We start from the raw sequence: 14,115 nt of genomic DNA on the forward strand, positions 1-14,115 counted from the left end.
ATGTGACACCGTGGCGGGCTGACCATGTGACACAGTCGGCACCGCCAGTCGGCATTACGCGGCGATCGGATACGTTGAGGTGCGTTATGAGTGCACTGATCATGTACAGCACGACCTGGTGCGGCTACTGCAAGCGGCTCAAGACCGCGCTGAAGGCCGAAGGCATCTCCTACACCGAGATCGACATCGAGCAGGATCCGGCCGCCGCCGAATTCGTCGGTTCGGTCAACAACGGCAACCACGTCGTCCCGACTGTGAAGTTCGCCGACGGCTCGACGCTGACCAACCCCAGCATCAAGGACGTCAAAGCCAAGCTGAATTAGCGATTTGTGCACGATTCGGGCCGCTGAGCGGACGCTTTCGTGCACAAATCACAGGGCGGCCCAGGACTCGATGATCTCCCGGGCGATCGAGATCGAGCCGGGCAGCAGCAGACGGGTGTCCGCCGTGCTGTTCCAGTCGCCGTGTTCGAGTGCCTCGCGCACCTCGGCCCGGGTGAACCAGTCGGCCTCGGCAATCTCACCGTCGTTGAACGAGAACGGCTGCTCCGGGTCACCGATGGCGTGGAAGCCGACCATCAGCGAGCGCGGGAACGGCCAGGGCTGACTGCCCAGGTACTTGACGTCGGTGACGGTCAGGCCGATCTCTTCGGAGATCTCGCGGACCACGCACGACTCGAACGACTCGCCGGCCTCCACGAACCCGGCCAGCAGTGAGAACAGCCGCTCGGGCCAGTTGGTCTGGCGGGCCAGCACGGCGCGGTCGTGCCCGTCGTGCACCAGGCAGATGATCGCCGGGTCGATACGCGGGAATTCCTCGTGGCCGCCGATGCTGTTGGCCCGCGCCCAACCACCCTTGATCGACTTGGTGGGTGCGCCGTCGATGGCGCTGAAGCGGGCGCTGTCATGCCAATTCAGCAGCGCTGTCGCGGTCGAGACGAGCTGGGCGCTGAGGTCGTCGAAGATGGTCCCGGCCCGGCGCAGGTCGAGCATCTCGACCGGCTCGTTGCCTTCCGGATCTTCCAGAGCAGCGCGGATGCCCCACACGTGGCGGCCGTCGGGCATCCGGCCGAGGAACACCGCGTGCTCGTCGGGCTTGTCCCCGAGTTCCGCCGCGCGCCCGAGCACCACCCGGCCACCGGAGATCAGCACCTGGTTGCGCCGGTCGACGCGCAGCAGCAGGGCGTCCTTCCAGCCCGCGATCGCGGCATCGACGTCGGTGCGCAGCATGTCGGCCCGGTCGGCGCCGACGCGGGACAGCAGCGGAACATTGCGGAGGGTGAAATCGCTCATGGGTGCGGTTACCGTTCGACTTCGGCGTTGCGGATGTAGAGCAGGCGGTCCCCGGCGGCGAGCGCATCCACCTCGGGGGCGTCCACGCGGAGCAGCCGCCCGTCCCGCACCACGCCCAGCACGATGTCCGACAGGTGTCGCGGCGAGCCGCCGAGTTCCTTGACCTCGACCTCGCGTTCGGAGATCGCGAAGCCCGCGTCCGGGGTGAGTAGGTCCTCCACCATTTCCACGACGCTCGGGGTCTGGGTTGCGATGCCCAGCAGCCGGCCCGCGGTCTCCGAGGACACGACCGTCGAGTCGGCACCGGACTGGCGCAGCAGATGCTGGTTTTCGGCCTCACGGGCGGAGGCGACGATCTTGGCCTTGGGTGCGACCTCGCGGGCGGTCAGCGTGACCAGCACGGCGGTGGCGTCCTTGTCGGTCGCCACCACGATGGACTTCGCGTGCTGGGCCCCGGCCAGGCGCAGCACTTCCGACTTGGTGGCGTCACCGACCACGGTGACCAGTCCGGCGGCGCGGGCCCGGTCCAGTGCGGCCGGATTCTCGTCGACGACGACGATGTCTCCGGGTGCGACCTCGTCACCGAGCATGGCCTGGACCGCGGTGCGGCCCTTGGTTCCATATCCGACGACGATGGTGTGGTTGCGCACGGTGCTCCTCCATCGCTGAATCTTCAAGGCTTGGCGAGACTGCGTGGTCAGCGTCTCGACCGTAGTACCGATGAGCACGATCAGGAACGCGATCCGCATCGGGGTGATCACCAGGACGTTCACCAGTCGTGCACTGGGGGTGTACGGCGTGATGTCGCCATAGCCGGTGGTCGACAGCGACACCGTCGCGTAGTAGATGCAATCCAGCAGCGACATCCGGTTTTCCGTGACGTCCCGGTAGCCGTCGCGGTCGATGTACACGACGAGGACAGCTGCGGCGAGCACCAGCAACGCATAGATGACACGGCGCACGATCCGCCGCACCGGGCTGACGAACTTCTCCGGAATCTGCAGCACATCAACCAGATCCGCGTTCTGGCGGCTGGTGAGGTTCTGTTCCATCGCGGCCATGCGCCGCGACAACCTAACGCGAGCCATGAAGAGCCAACATCTGGCAGAGGCTCACCACGGGACGGCTCGGCACAGCACTATGTAACCATGACCGCCTCCAGCAGCACTGACAACACCACCCCCAGCCAAGCCCCCGCGTACCGGATGGGCGCGCTGCTCGTCGGGATGGGCGCCCTGCATTTCGTCGCGCCCAAGCCGTTCGACGGCATCGTCCCCGAAGAACTGCCCGGCACCGCGCGGTTCTACACCTACGCGTCGGGTGTCGCCGAAGTCGCCACCGGCGCCGCGCTGCTTTTGCCGCGCACCCGGAAGCTGGGCGCGCTGGCCGCCGTCGCGCTGTTCGTCAGCGTGTTCCCCGCGAACGTCAACATGGTGCGGCTGTGGTGGCCCAAGGGCTGGGCGGCGCGCATCGCGGCGCTGGCCCGGCTGCCGCTGCAGGTGCCGATGGTGACCCAAGCGCTCAAGGTCTACCGCAATTCACCCGATGCGCACTAGGGCCGCCAATTCGTCCGCGCCGGGCAGGTCGGTGGGTGCCACCGTCTGCCCGGCGCGCACGTAGTGGAAGACCGCCCGCACCGAATCGACGGGCACGCCCTGGATCGACGACCAGGCCAGCCGGTACACCGCCAGCTGAATCGCCTTGTTGCGCAGGGTTTCCGGAGTGGTCGGCGGATTGCCGGTCTTCCAGTCCAGGACGGTGTAGCCACCGTCGCCGTCGGCGAACACCGCGTCGATGCGGCCGCGGATCACACGGTCGCCGATCACCATGTCGAACGGCACCTCGATGTCGATCGGGGTACGCGCCGCCCACTCCGACAGGGCGAAGGCGGCCTGCAGGTCTGCCAGTTCCTCGGCGACGGACTGCCCCAGCTCGGCGTCGACCGCGCCGGGCAGGTCATCGAGGTCGAACAGCCGCTCGGCGGAGAAGTACCGCTGCACCCAATCGTGAAACGCGGTGCCCAACAGCGCCTGCGGGTCCGGCCGGGACGGCAGCCGCCGCTGCAGCCGTTGCAGCGCGCCGGACCGGTCGCTGCCCAGGTCGACCAACGTGCTGACCGACAGTTGAGGCGGCAGCTCGAGCGGACCGCGCTCCTGGCTCCGCTCGCGTTCGGCCAGCAGGGCATCGACGTCGGCGGACCATCCGTGGGGATCCTCGGCGGGTTCCTCGGCGCCGGCGGCCAGCGCCTGGGCGACCAGAGCCGCACCCCGGTCGACATCCGCCCGGCGGGAACCGGCCGGGTCGACGGGCCATGAGCATTCGACGACGTTGTCCCGCAACGGGTTGACGGCGCTCTCGGGCGGAGCGGGTGCCCACTGCTCGATCTCGCCGCAGGGGTCGCCGTTCTCCGCCGTGCGCTCGATGATGTCGCGCATCTCGATCAGGAAGTCGGAGGGTCCAGCTGGTTTCGCTGCCGTCGTCCCCCAGTGGTACCCGGACAACAGCAGGGTGTCCTCGGCACGGGTGAGGGCCACGTAGAGCAGGCGCCGTTCCTCATCGGTGCGCCGCTGATCAAGCAAGGCCTTGTGTGCGGCGATCTTGTCCGCCAACACCTTTCGATCGTTGACGTCGGACGTGTCGAGCACCGGCACCCCGTGTTCGGACAGCTCGGCTCGGTCACCGCGCAGCAGCGGCGGCAGGTCGCCGGCATCGGTCAGCCACGTGCGCTGCGACGCCGTGGACGGGAACACCCGGGCCACCAGATGCGGCACCGCGACAATCTGCCACTCCAGCCCCTTGGCCGCGTGCACCGTCAAAATCTGCACCCGGTCCGAGGCCACCGTCACCTGTGCCGGCGCCAAGCCGTTCTCCACCTCGGCAGCGGCGGTCAGATACGCGAGAAGTCCGACGATGGGCGCGGATGCGTCGGAGTCACCGGCCGGCCTGGCGGCATATCCGGCGACCACATCAGCGAAGGCATCGAGGTGCTCGGTACCCCGCCAGCCCTCGGAAACTCCACTGGCGGCACGGGTTTCGGCGTCGATGCCCAGCACCCGTCGCACTTCGGCGACCAGGTCCGGCAGCGGCTGATGCAGATGTGCGCGCAGGTGGCTCAGTTCGGCGGCCAGGGCCAGCAGCCGGCGGTGGCCCTCCGGCGAGTAACGGTCGGCCGGACCGGGGTCGCTGATGGCGTCGGCCAGGCAAGCGTGGTCGGCGTCCGGGGCGACCTGGGCGACGGCCTGCTCGGCGGCCGACCCGGATGTCCGGGCGGCATCAGGGATATCCAGTTCCGAGGCGCGACGCCACACCGCGGCCAGGTCGGCCGCGCCGAATCTCCACCGCGCGCTGGTGAGTACCCGCATCGCGGCGACCCCGGCGGTCGGCTCGGCGACCAGGCGCAGCATCGCGACCACGTCGGCGACCTCGGGGATGGCCAAGAGCCCGGCCAGGCCGACCACCTCGACGGGTACGCCACGGGCCGTCAGCGCCTCGGCGATGGGGGCGGCATCAGCGTTACGGCGCACCAGGACGGCCGCCGTGGGTACCGGCTCGCCGGCCGTCACGGCAGCGTGATAGCGGCGGGCTAGGTGATCAGCCACCCAATCACGTTCGGCAACAACGTCATCCAGCAACGCACACCGGATGGTTCCCGGCTCGGCGTCCGGCCGCGGCAGCAATTCGCGCACGCTCACGCTGCGGCGCCGAGCCTCGGCGGACACCGCGTTGGCCAGCTTCAGGGCCCGCGGTGGGTTGCGCCAGCTGGTCCGCAGTTCGAGCGTCGGGGCCGGCGAGCCGTCCGACAGCCGAAAGTCGGTGGTGAACCGGGGCAGGTTGGTGGCCGACGCGCCGCGCCAACCGTAGATGGACTGGATGGGGTCCCCCACCGCGGTCAACGCCAGGCCGTCGTCGACACCGCCGCCGAACAGCGACGACAACGCGACCCGCTGGGCGTGCCCGGTGTCCTGATATTCGTCGAGCAGGACCACGCGATACCGCTCCCGCAGCTGCGCACCGACCTGTGGGAAACGCTCCGCCAAGCGGGCGGCGGCGGACATCTGGCTGCCGAAGTCCATCACCTGCGTGTCCCGCATGCGCTGGTGCACGGCATCGATGAGCGGCACCAGCTCGGCGCGTTCGGTCTGGGTCGCCAGCAGATTCAGCAGCCACTGCGTGGGGCCACCGCGCTGGCCCGGTCCCGCCGGCAGCGCGTGGATGAGCCGTTCCAGCTCCTGGTGGGTGTCCCGGACCGCGTCGGTGTCGACGAGGTGCTCGGACAGCTGACCGGCCAGGCGCAGGACCATCTGGGTGATGGCGGCCGGGGACTTGTCGGTCTGCAGCTGCCCCGGGAAATCGGACACCACCCGAAAAGCCAGCTGCCACATCTCGGTTTCTGTGACCAGCCGGGTGGCCGGCTCGATGGGCAACAGCAGCCCGTACTCGCGGAGCAAGGTGCCGGCGAAGGCGTGATAGGTGCTGACAGTCGCGTGCTCGTCGGCAAGCGAGCCACCGGGCAACAGGCCCGAACCGGCAAGGCGTGCCAGCCGGGTACGGACGCGGCGCAGCAGCTGTCCGGCAGCTTTCCGCGTGAAGGTCAGTCCCAGCACCTGCGACGGGGTGGCGTAGCGGTTGGCCACCAGCCAGACCACCCGCGCGGCCATGGTCTCGGTTTTGCCGGCGCCGGCACCAGCGATCACCACCAGCGGTCCCGGTGGGGCGGCGATGACCGCGGCCTGCTCGTCGGTGGGGGTGAACAGCCCGAGCGCCTCGGCAAGGTCGGCGGGGCTGTATGTCACGGGCATGCCCCCTTCGTACCTTGCGCCGGGCACATGGCCCGCACCGGGCAGGTCGCACACCCGGCGCCGGCGCGCGCGACGAAGTGCGGCCCTGCCGTCGCTGCCGCGGCATCGGTAACCCGCTGCCGCCACTGCGCCTGCGCCGACTCCCCCATCGGATCCTGCTCACGTTCGGTGGCCCCGGTCTTGGCCGGCTTGGCCGGATACACCAACCGGCCACCACCCGGCTGATCACCATGCGACACCACACCTTCCGCGATGGCCAGTTGGTAGAGCGCCAGCTGCGCGTGCTGCTGGGCATCGGCCTTGGTGGCCGGGCTCTTTCCGGTTTTGACGTCCACCACGACAAGGCGGCCGGCACGGTCGCGTTCGAGCCGGTCGATACGTCCCTTGACCTGGACCTGGGGTCCACCGGGCGCATCGGCGACCACGCCCGTGACCTCGAGTTCGGTGCCGACCTCGGTGAGCTCACCGCGGCTCTCCTGCCGCCACGTGGTGAACGTGGCGAGCATGGCGCGGTAGCGCTCCAGCTCGTTCTCGGCATACCACCCGGAGTCGAAAGGCAGCTGCTGCCAGACCTTTTCGAGCTCACCGCGCAGCTGCACCTCGGTGCGGCCGGAGTCGGCAACCAGCGCGTGCACCAACGAGCCCAGCGCCGAACGCAGATCCCGGCCGTCACTGCCGCCGTGGCGCTCGAGCATCCAGCGCAGCGGGCAGTCGGTCAGGGTCTGCACGGTTGACGGGGACACCGTGACGACGTGTTCGTCACCGGACCACAGCGGCTCAGCGGTGGACAGCTCTGTGCTGGCGTACCACTGCGCCGGATCGGCGCCGGGCACGCCGGCCACGGCCAGGCGCGCCAATTGTGCTGCCGCACACTGCCGGTCCCCCTCGTCGACCGCGCCATCGGGGGCGCACACCACCGACCGCAACCGGCCGACCAATGCCGACGGGGACAACACCGCGGGCGCATGCACCAGTGACTCGTCCGCGTCGGGATCGGTGCCGCCGACCAGCGCCGCGAGCTCTTCGAAGAAGGCCGACGGCAGCAGAGCCTCGTCGCCGTTGTCGCTGTCGACGGCCGTCACCAGCACGCGGTTGCGGGCCCGGCCCAGCGCGGCGACCAGCAGCCGCCGTTCCTCGGCCAGCAGCGGCGCCGTGGCCGACATGCCCCGAACGTCACCCACACCGTCGACGATGTCGAGCAGCTGCTGGGTCCCGAGCACACCCCCGCGAGGAACAGTGTTGGGCCACAACCCTTCCTGCAGACCCGCGATGACCACGAAGTCCCATTCCCGTCCCAGCGCGGCATGTGCGCTGAGGACGGCCACCTCGTCGGCCTCGGCGCGCTCCGGTGTCGAACCCGCCCAGGACAACGCGCGGACGTGGTCGATCAGGCCGGTCAGCGATGCCGCCGCGGTGCGCGCCACATATTGGTCGGCGGTGTCGAACAGCGCGGTGACGGCGTCCAGGTCGGCGTTCGCGGCCACCCCGGCCACACCCGGGCGCCCGGCCGCGGCCTGCCACCGGCGCGACAACCCGCTGGCGTGCCAGGCCTGCCACAGCACGAACCGCGGGTCCTGGCCGGCGGCTGCCGACCGGCGTGCCGCGTCCAAGACCGCGCGGACCCGTCGTACCGGCCGGGCCAGCTGGTCGGGCAGCGGATGCTTGCGGTCCGCACCCACAGCTTCGACGAGCAGCTCACCGAACTCACGGCCGCTGCCGTCAGCGCGGCGCAGGGCGCGCCGCAACTGGCGCAGCGACACCGGGTCGACCCGGCCGATGGGCCCCGTCAGCAAGGCCAGTGCCCGATCGCCGGTGAGTTCAGCGGCAACGCAGTCCAGCACCGTGAGCAGTGCGCTCACCGCCGGATGCTGGGCCGGCGGCATGGTGTCGGCTTGCTGCTGCACCGGAACCCCGGCCGCGGTCAGGGCCCGAGCCAGCGCCGTACCGGCCCGCGGCACCGATCGCACGATGACGGCCATCTGCGACCACGGCACGCCGTCGACCAGATGCGCGCGCCGCAACGCATCGGCGATCAGTGCCGATTCGGCGTGCGGCGAACCCGCGACGCGCACCATCAGCGCGCCGAGCTCCTCGGTCGCCGCCGACGTCAGGGCCCGGGAGGCGTCCACACCGGGCAGCCGCCGCGCCACGGCCGCGACCGCGCCGGCCACCGCGGGTGCGCAGCGGTGGGACTCCGTCAGCACCACCTGCGGCTGATCCTCGGGGCCGTACAGCAGCGTCGGCTCGGCGCCGCGGTAACCGAACACCGTCTGGCTCGGGTCACCGGCGATCACCGTCAGCCGGGCGCCGGCCGCCAGCACCCGTACCAACAGTGCGGCCTGCGGATCGAGATGCTGCGCGTCGTCGACGAGCAGCAGCTTGATCCGAGAGCGTTCGGCGTCCAGCAGCGCGGAATCGACGGCGAAGGCCTCCAGCGCGGCGCCCACCAGCTCGGCCGCGCCCAGCGCCGGCACCGTCGCCTGCGGAGCGGCCATGCCCACGGCGCTGCGCAGCAGCATCACCTGCTCGTAGACCTGCGCGAAGCGCGCCGCGGCCACCCACTCCGGGCGCCCGGCCTTCCGCCCGATGCGGCGCAGGTCCGCGGCGTCGACGCCGCGTTCGGTGCAGCGCGCCAACAGGTCACGCAATTCGGTCGCGAACCCGGCAGTGGCCAGCGCCGGCCGCAGGTGCGGCGGCCAGTTCACGCCGGCCTCGTCGCCGTCCTCCAGGTCACCGGCGAGGAGCTCGCGAATGATGCCGTCCTGCTCGGCGCTGGTGATCAGCCGCGGCGGCGGGTCACCGGCGCGTTGCGCGGCCTGGCGCAGCACGGCGAACGCGTAGGAGTGCAACGTGCGCACCAGCGGCTCCCGGGTGACCTGGCCGGAATCGCCGAGCAGCGCCGAGGTGATGGCGCCGCGAACCCGGGTGCCCAGCCGTGCCGAACCCGTGAGCAACAACACGGACTCCGGATCGGTCCCTGCTGCGATATGCGTTGCCGCAGTGCGGATCAGCAGCTCCGTCTTCCCCGTTCCGGGGCCGCCCAGCACCCGCACCACACCGCGCTGGCCGGGCTCGGTCAGGGCATCAACCGAGCCGGGCGCGGTGAGTGCGGAGTGCGGGGCGGCCATGGCAGGAATGCAACCACGGGGGTACGACAAGTTCGGCCGACCGGGCGCGTCCAGCGACGGGATGCTCCACGTCTGGCAGCATCATTGCGGTGAGCTTGCAGGTGTATCGCTACGGACCGGCGCGACCGGCACAGATTCTGGCCCTGCACGGCCTGACCGGCCACGGAAAGCGGTGGCAGACACTGGCGGACGGGTATCTACCCGAATACGCCGTGCTGGCACCGGATCTCCTCGGGCACGGCCATTCGTCCTGGGCAGCGCCATGGAACATCGACGAGAACGTCGCCGCTCTGGCTGCCCTGCTCCACGATGAAGCCGACGGTCCCGTGGTCGTGGTGGCGCACTCGTTCGGCGGTGCCATAGCGCTCAATCTCGCTGCCGCCCATCCGAATCTGGTGTCGGGTCTGGTGCTGCTGGACCCGGCGACCGGCCTGGACGGCAGCTGGATGAGCGAGATCGCCGACGCCATGCTCGGGTCTCCCGACTACCCGGACCGGCAGGAGGCCCACGCCGAGAAGGTGAACGGATCGTGGGGCGAGGTCTCGGTGAAGTACCCCGGGGAACTCGAACGCGACCTGGACGAGCACCTGGTCGCAATGCCCGGTGGACGCGTCGGCTGGCGGATCAGCCTGCCCGCCATGATGTCCTACTGGAGTGAGCTGGCCCGCCCGATCGTGTTGCCGCAGCCGGGCACACCGACGACTCTGGTACTGGCGAAACGGACCCACCCGGCCTACGTCACCGGTGAGCTGGTGTCCGCCTTGCAGGCGCGCCTCGGCGCTGATTTCGTGCTGGCCGAATTCGACTGCGACCACATGGTGCCGCACGCCATGCCCGCCGAAACCGCCGACGTGATCCGGCGCCACCTGGCCTGATCATGGCCGCAGTCACGGACGAACAGGTGGAGAAGGTGCGGGGCCTCGTCGCCTCGATACCGCCCGGCCGGGTGTCGACCTACGGTGATATCGCCAACGCCGCAGGGCTTTCCAGCCCGCGGATCGTCGGCTGGATCATGCGGACGGACTCCTCCGACCTGCCCTGGCACCGCGTGATCCCGGCATCGGGCCGGCCGGCACCGCACCTGGCGACGCGGCAGCTGGAAAGGCTGCGCGCAGAGGGCGTGCTGGCAGTTGACGGGCGGGTCCCGCTGCGAGAGCATCGGCACGAGTTCTGAGGCCTGACTCACCCGACGGTGATGGCGTCCAACCGTTCCTTGATGAACTCCGAGGAGACCACCGGCGCCAGCCCGGGCACCGCTCCGATGGGCGGCCCCAACGGGGTGATCAGCGCATCGTGGTTGGCTTCGTAGAAGTAGATGAGCGACACCAGGTCTTCTTCCGGTGCGTGCGGTTGCGGCGGCAGCACGCGGTGCCGACCGGACGGCCAGCGTCGTCCGCTCCAATACTCCAGCAGGTCCCCGATGTTCACCGTCAGCGCGCCTGGTTCCCAGGGGGCGTCCTGCCAGCCCTCGGCGGCGGAATACACCTGGAGCCCGCCGGCGCCCGGCTCCCGGTCGAGCACGGTGACCGTGCCGAAATCGGTGTGCGGGCCGATGCGGAACTGCCCTGGCTCAGGTTCACCCACGACGCTCACCGGTGGGTAGTGGTTGATGTTCATCGTCCAGGTGGGCCGATCTGCCAGCACGGCAAAAGGATTCGCCGACAACCCCAGCGCGTGCGCGAACAGGGCCAGCAGATCGTCGGACAGGCGGCGCATCTGAGCGGTGTATTCATCCACCAACGTCTGCAATGCGGGCACCTCTGCGGGCCATACGTTGGGCGCGAACCAGATTCGATCCACCTCCGGATCCCCGGTCGATGTTTCCGCGCCCAGGCTGAAACTCTCTTTGAGATCGGGTGGCGTCTCGGTGCCCTCGGCGTAACCGTTGGCCTCGGCGCCCGGGCCGATCCAGCCGTGCCCGCCGACCGGCACCGAGTACCGGCGCTTCACCTCGTCGGACAACGCGAAGAATTCCCGGCTGGCCGCGCGGACCGCGGCCGCCAACCCCTGATCCACCCCGTGACCGGTGACCACGATGAAACCGGCTCGCCGCAGACCCTCGTCGACTTCGGCGGCCAGCGCATCAGCCTCGGCTCCGCCGGCATACCAGCGGGAAATATCCACTGTCGCAATGGCACTCATTCGCCGATATCCTCCGCCCATAATTCGCGACTGGTTCTGATGAACTCTTCCATCATCGCCACGCACCGCTCGTCGTCCAGGAGCGTGACCGTCACACCGTGTTCGACCAGCCAATCATGACCGCCGTAGAACGTGCGGGCCTCGCCGATCACCACCGTGCCGATGCCGAACTGCCGTACCAGCCCGCTGCAATACCAGCACGGCGAGAGCGTCGTCACCATGATGGTCGAGCGGTAGCCGCGCTGACGCCCGGCCGCACGGAACGCGTCCGTTTCGGCGTGCATCGACGGATCATCGTTCTGCACCCGACGGTTGTGGCCGGCGCCAAGGAGTTCACCGTCGGCACGAAACAACGCCGCACCGATCGGAATACCACCTTCGGCCAACCCTTTTCGCGCTTCAGCGACCGCAACGTCGAGCATTTCCTCAGGGGTCACGCGGACGCGCATTCCGCGGCGATTTTCGATCGGCACAGCACCAGGTACGCGGCACCTGAGATGACGAAGCCGACGAAGAAGGTGATATCGCCGAGTTTCGGCACCGCCTGGGCGATATAGCCGACGAACTTCTCCTGGTTGGAGAACAACAGCACCGACAGGCCCAGCCCCAGCGCGAAGGACAACAGCCCCGGCCAGTTCGAGTACGAGCGGTCGTAGAGAAGCCCGGCGATCTGTTGCCCGCGGCGCAGATACTGATCGGCGAACACCACACCCAGCCAGGGTCCGATCCAGTACGCGATGATCAGCAGGAACGCTTCGTAGCTGTGCGCGGCATCTGGCAACGCCCACCACGCGATCAGGAAACCGGCGACTCCGAAGAAGACGGTCACCAGCGCCCGCGCGATGTGTGCCGGCAACGTGATCCCGATGGTCACGAAAGCCATTGCCCCAGAATAGATATTGAGCGCATTGGCGGCGATCGCACCGACCGCGATGGCCAACAGGGTCGCCTTGGCCAGCCACGGCGCAAGCTCGGCGGTGAACGACCCAGTCGGATTGCCCAGGCTCGCCGCGCCGAACGTCGCCGATGCCGCCCCAACGATTTCCAGGGCCACACACGAGACGAACAACCCGGCGGAGGCGAATAGCCCCGTCGCGAAAGTGGACACCGCCGACGGCAGATAGCGAGTGTAGTCCGCGGCGTACGGCGTCCAGCCGGCCGCGTAACCGAACGCGGTGCCGACCGTGAGCAGGAAGCCCCCGAGTCCGCCAACCCCGCCCGACGGCGCCGGCGCACCCAGATCCGCATGCGCGAAAATTCCCACCGCTGCCGCGCCGAAGACGATGGCGAGCGCCGGGAATGCCCACCGCTCGAATGCCTGCACCAGATTGTGGCCGAAGAACGCGAACGCGGTCTGCAACGCCACGATGACGAGCAGGCCGATCAGTGGCCCGAAGCCGAACAGGGTGGACAGGGCAAACGCACCGCTGACACTGTTGGTGGCGAACCAGCCGACGCCCGCGGTGATCGACATCAACGTCGCAGGCAGAGCGTTTCCCTTGAACCCGAACGCCATTCGTCCCAGCACCATCTGCGGCACGCCGTGCAGCGGTCCACGCGCGGACAGGAAATAATGCGCGACGGCGCCCAGCCCGGTACCGACGATGATCCCGGCGACCGCCTGCCAGAAGCTCATGCCGAACGCGAGGACGGCCAGCATGCCGACGAACACCGTCGCGAATTCCATGTTGGGTGACGTCCACGTCCAGAACAGCTGACTCGGCTTGCCGTGCCGGTCCGCCTCGGCGATGAACTCGTTGCCGCCGGGTTCGACCGCAGCGATCCTGCCCTTATAGGTTCCGTCGGTGGTGGGTTCAACAGCCGTCATGCGGGGTAACTTTCCCACCGAACGCGGCATGCTGCCATTCGAATGCCGACGCGCCGGCTAGAGCACCAGGCGGACCAAGGCTGCCGTGCGCGCCAAACCCGGGAACGCCGCCGCGGTCGACCGCGGGTGCAGCGCATGCACCGCGAGCCGGAAGATCAACGCGCGCAACAGCATCTGCGGCCACTCCGGCAGCGACGCCCAGCGTTCGATGAGACCGTCGTCGGCCTCGCCCCACGACAGTGCGTCGACGACGACCACACCCGCAGCCCACGACGCCGGCCGCCAGTACGGCGTGATGTCGGTGATGCCGGGCGCGGCGGTGCCGGCGAACAGCACGGTGCCGTAGAGGTCGCCGTGGACGAGCTGGCTCGGGTTCCGGGTCGGCTTGCGCAGCGACGCAAGCTGATTGATCAGTTCGACCGAGCGGCGGCCGTCGGACGTACCCGGCACCGCGCGGGCACCGGGCGGCAACGACTGCAGGGGCCGGTCTTCCCACGCCGCCCGGTCGGCGGCGATGAACACGTCGACGTCACTCCACGGCACCGCGGGCGGTTGCGTCAGGAAGCGCGGCCGCTCGAGCTTGGCGGTCGCCTCGTGCAACCGCACCGCGGCCGAGACGATCTCGTCGTGCCGCGGTTCGGGCGTACCGGTGACGAACGTGTCGGCACGCCAGCCGGCCATGACGTAACGGCCGTCGGTCGCGCGCACCGGGCGGGCCAGCCGGACGCCGTCGACAAACAGCGTCTCGCGGACCTTGGCCGACCAGGACGCCCGGGCGTTGTCGGCGACCATGGACAGCACGACCTCGCCACAGCGCCAGCCACCCTCCCAGCTTGAGCCGAGCGGTACCGGCCGCAGACCGGACAGGCCGAACGCCGTCAGCACATGTTCAGGAGGACGGTCGACGGTCACCCGATCAGAGTAAG

At 69.5% G+C, this 14,115-nt stretch carries 12 protein-coding genes; 4 read left to right on the top strand and 8 right to left on the bottom strand.

The window, feature by feature from the left end; genetic code table 11:
* Nucleotides 1–86: 86 nt before the first annotated feature.
* Nucleotides 87–323, top strand: a complete 237-nt coding sequence (gene mrx1 / locus AC3WTE_RS07875) for a mycoredoxin Mrx1 (protein ID WP_138231685.1) — start codon at nucleotides 87–89, stop codon at nucleotides 321–323.
* Nucleotides 324–371: 48 nt separating this feature from the next.
* Here mrx1 and nudC read toward each other — a convergent pair whose 3' ends face one another.
* Both nudC and AC3WTE_RS07885 read right to left on the bottom strand, forming a co-directional pair.
* The gene (gene nudC / locus AC3WTE_RS07880) at nucleotides 372–1,292 is read right to left on the bottom strand and encodes an NAD(+) diphosphatase (protein ID WP_492436778.1); all 921 of its coding nucleotides are present in this window, start codon (nucleotides 1,290–1,292) and stop codon (nucleotides 372–374) included.
* An 8-nt stretch (nucleotides 1,293–1,300) separates the two neighbouring features.
* Complete coding sequence (locus tag AC3WTE_RS07885; protein ID WP_492436779.1) at nucleotides 1,301–2,380, bottom strand: potassium channel family protein; 1,080 nt, start codon at nucleotides 2,378–2,380, stop codon at nucleotides 1,301–1,303.
* 60 nt (nucleotides 2,381–2,440) lie between these two features.
* Here AC3WTE_RS07885 and AC3WTE_RS07890 point away from each other — a divergent pair, with 60 nt between their 5' ends.
* Nucleotides 2,441–2,848, top strand: coding sequence for a DoxX family protein (locus tag AC3WTE_RS07890; protein ID WP_492436780.1), 408 nt, complete (start codon nucleotides 2,441–2,443; stop codon nucleotides 2,846–2,848).
* On the opposite strand, the gene AC3WTE_RS07895 is transcribed toward AC3WTE_RS07890, so the two are convergent.
* Nucleotides 2,831–6,091, bottom strand: coding sequence for an ATP-dependent helicase (locus tag AC3WTE_RS07895; RefSeq protein WP_492436781.1), 3,261 nt, complete (start codon nucleotides 6,089–6,091; stop codon nucleotides 2,831–2,833). The genes AC3WTE_RS07890 and AC3WTE_RS07895 overlap by 18 nt on opposite strands.
* Nucleotides 6,082–9,219 carry an ATP-dependent helicase gene (locus AC3WTE_RS07900; RefSeq protein WP_492436782.1) on the bottom strand — a complete coding sequence of 1,046 codons (3,138 nt, stop codon included), beginning with the start codon at nucleotides 9,217–9,219 and terminating at the stop codon, nucleotides 6,082–6,084. Before AC3WTE_RS07900 ends, AC3WTE_RS07895 begins: the two co-directional genes overlap by 10 nt.
* Nucleotides 9,220–9,308: 89 nt before the next feature.
* Between AC3WTE_RS07900 and AC3WTE_RS07905 the strand changes: the two genes are divergently transcribed.
* Together AC3WTE_RS07905 and AC3WTE_RS07910 are read left to right on the top strand one after the other, a co-directional pair.
* Nucleotides 9,309–10,094, top strand: coding sequence for an alpha/beta fold hydrolase (locus AC3WTE_RS07905; RefSeq protein WP_492436783.1), 786 nt, complete (start codon nucleotides 9,309–9,311; stop codon nucleotides 10,092–10,094).
* Nucleotides 10,095–10,096: 2 nt separating this feature from the next.
* Entirely contained in the window at nucleotides 10,097–10,393 is a 297-nt protein-coding gene (locus AC3WTE_RS07910) for an MGMT family protein (RefSeq protein WP_492436784.1), read from the top strand.
* A gap of 8 nt (nucleotides 10,394–10,401) precedes the next feature.
* Here the strand turns inward: AC3WTE_RS07910 and AC3WTE_RS07915 are convergent, their stop codons facing one another.
* Genes AC3WTE_RS07915 through AC3WTE_RS07930 form a run of 4 tightly spaced genes read right to left on the bottom strand, consistent with a single transcriptional unit; the run spans nucleotide 10,402 to nucleotide 14,101 of the window.
* Nucleotides 10,402–11,361: an isopenicillin N synthase family dioxygenase gene (locus AC3WTE_RS07915; protein WP_492436785.1), complete on the bottom strand. Its 960-nt coding sequence runs from the start codon at nucleotides 11,359–11,361 to the stop codon at nucleotides 10,402–10,404.
* The gene (locus AC3WTE_RS07920; protein ID WP_492436786.1) at nucleotides 11,358–11,798 is read right to left on the bottom strand and encodes a nucleoside deaminase; all 441 of its coding nucleotides are present in this window, start codon (nucleotides 11,796–11,798) and stop codon (nucleotides 11,358–11,360) included. The genes AC3WTE_RS07915 and AC3WTE_RS07920 overlap by 4 nt, the downstream gene beginning before the upstream one ends.
* On the bottom strand, nucleotides 11,795–13,189 hold the full coding sequence (locus AC3WTE_RS07925) for a purine-cytosine permease family protein (RefSeq protein WP_492436787.1): 1,395 nt from the start codon (nucleotides 13,187–13,189) through the stop codon (nucleotides 11,795–11,797). The genes AC3WTE_RS07920 and AC3WTE_RS07925 overlap by 4 nt, the downstream gene beginning before the upstream one ends.
* A 57-nt stretch (nucleotides 13,190–13,246) precedes the next feature.
* Nucleotides 13,247–14,101, bottom strand: a complete 855-nt coding sequence (locus AC3WTE_RS07930; RefSeq protein ID WP_492436788.1) for a TIGR02569 family protein — start codon at nucleotides 14,099–14,101, stop codon at nucleotides 13,247–13,249.
* Nucleotides 14,102–14,115 lie beyond the last annotated feature (14 nt).

It is taken from the genome of Mycobacterium sp. FW102-FHT13B02, from assembly GCF_058790275.1.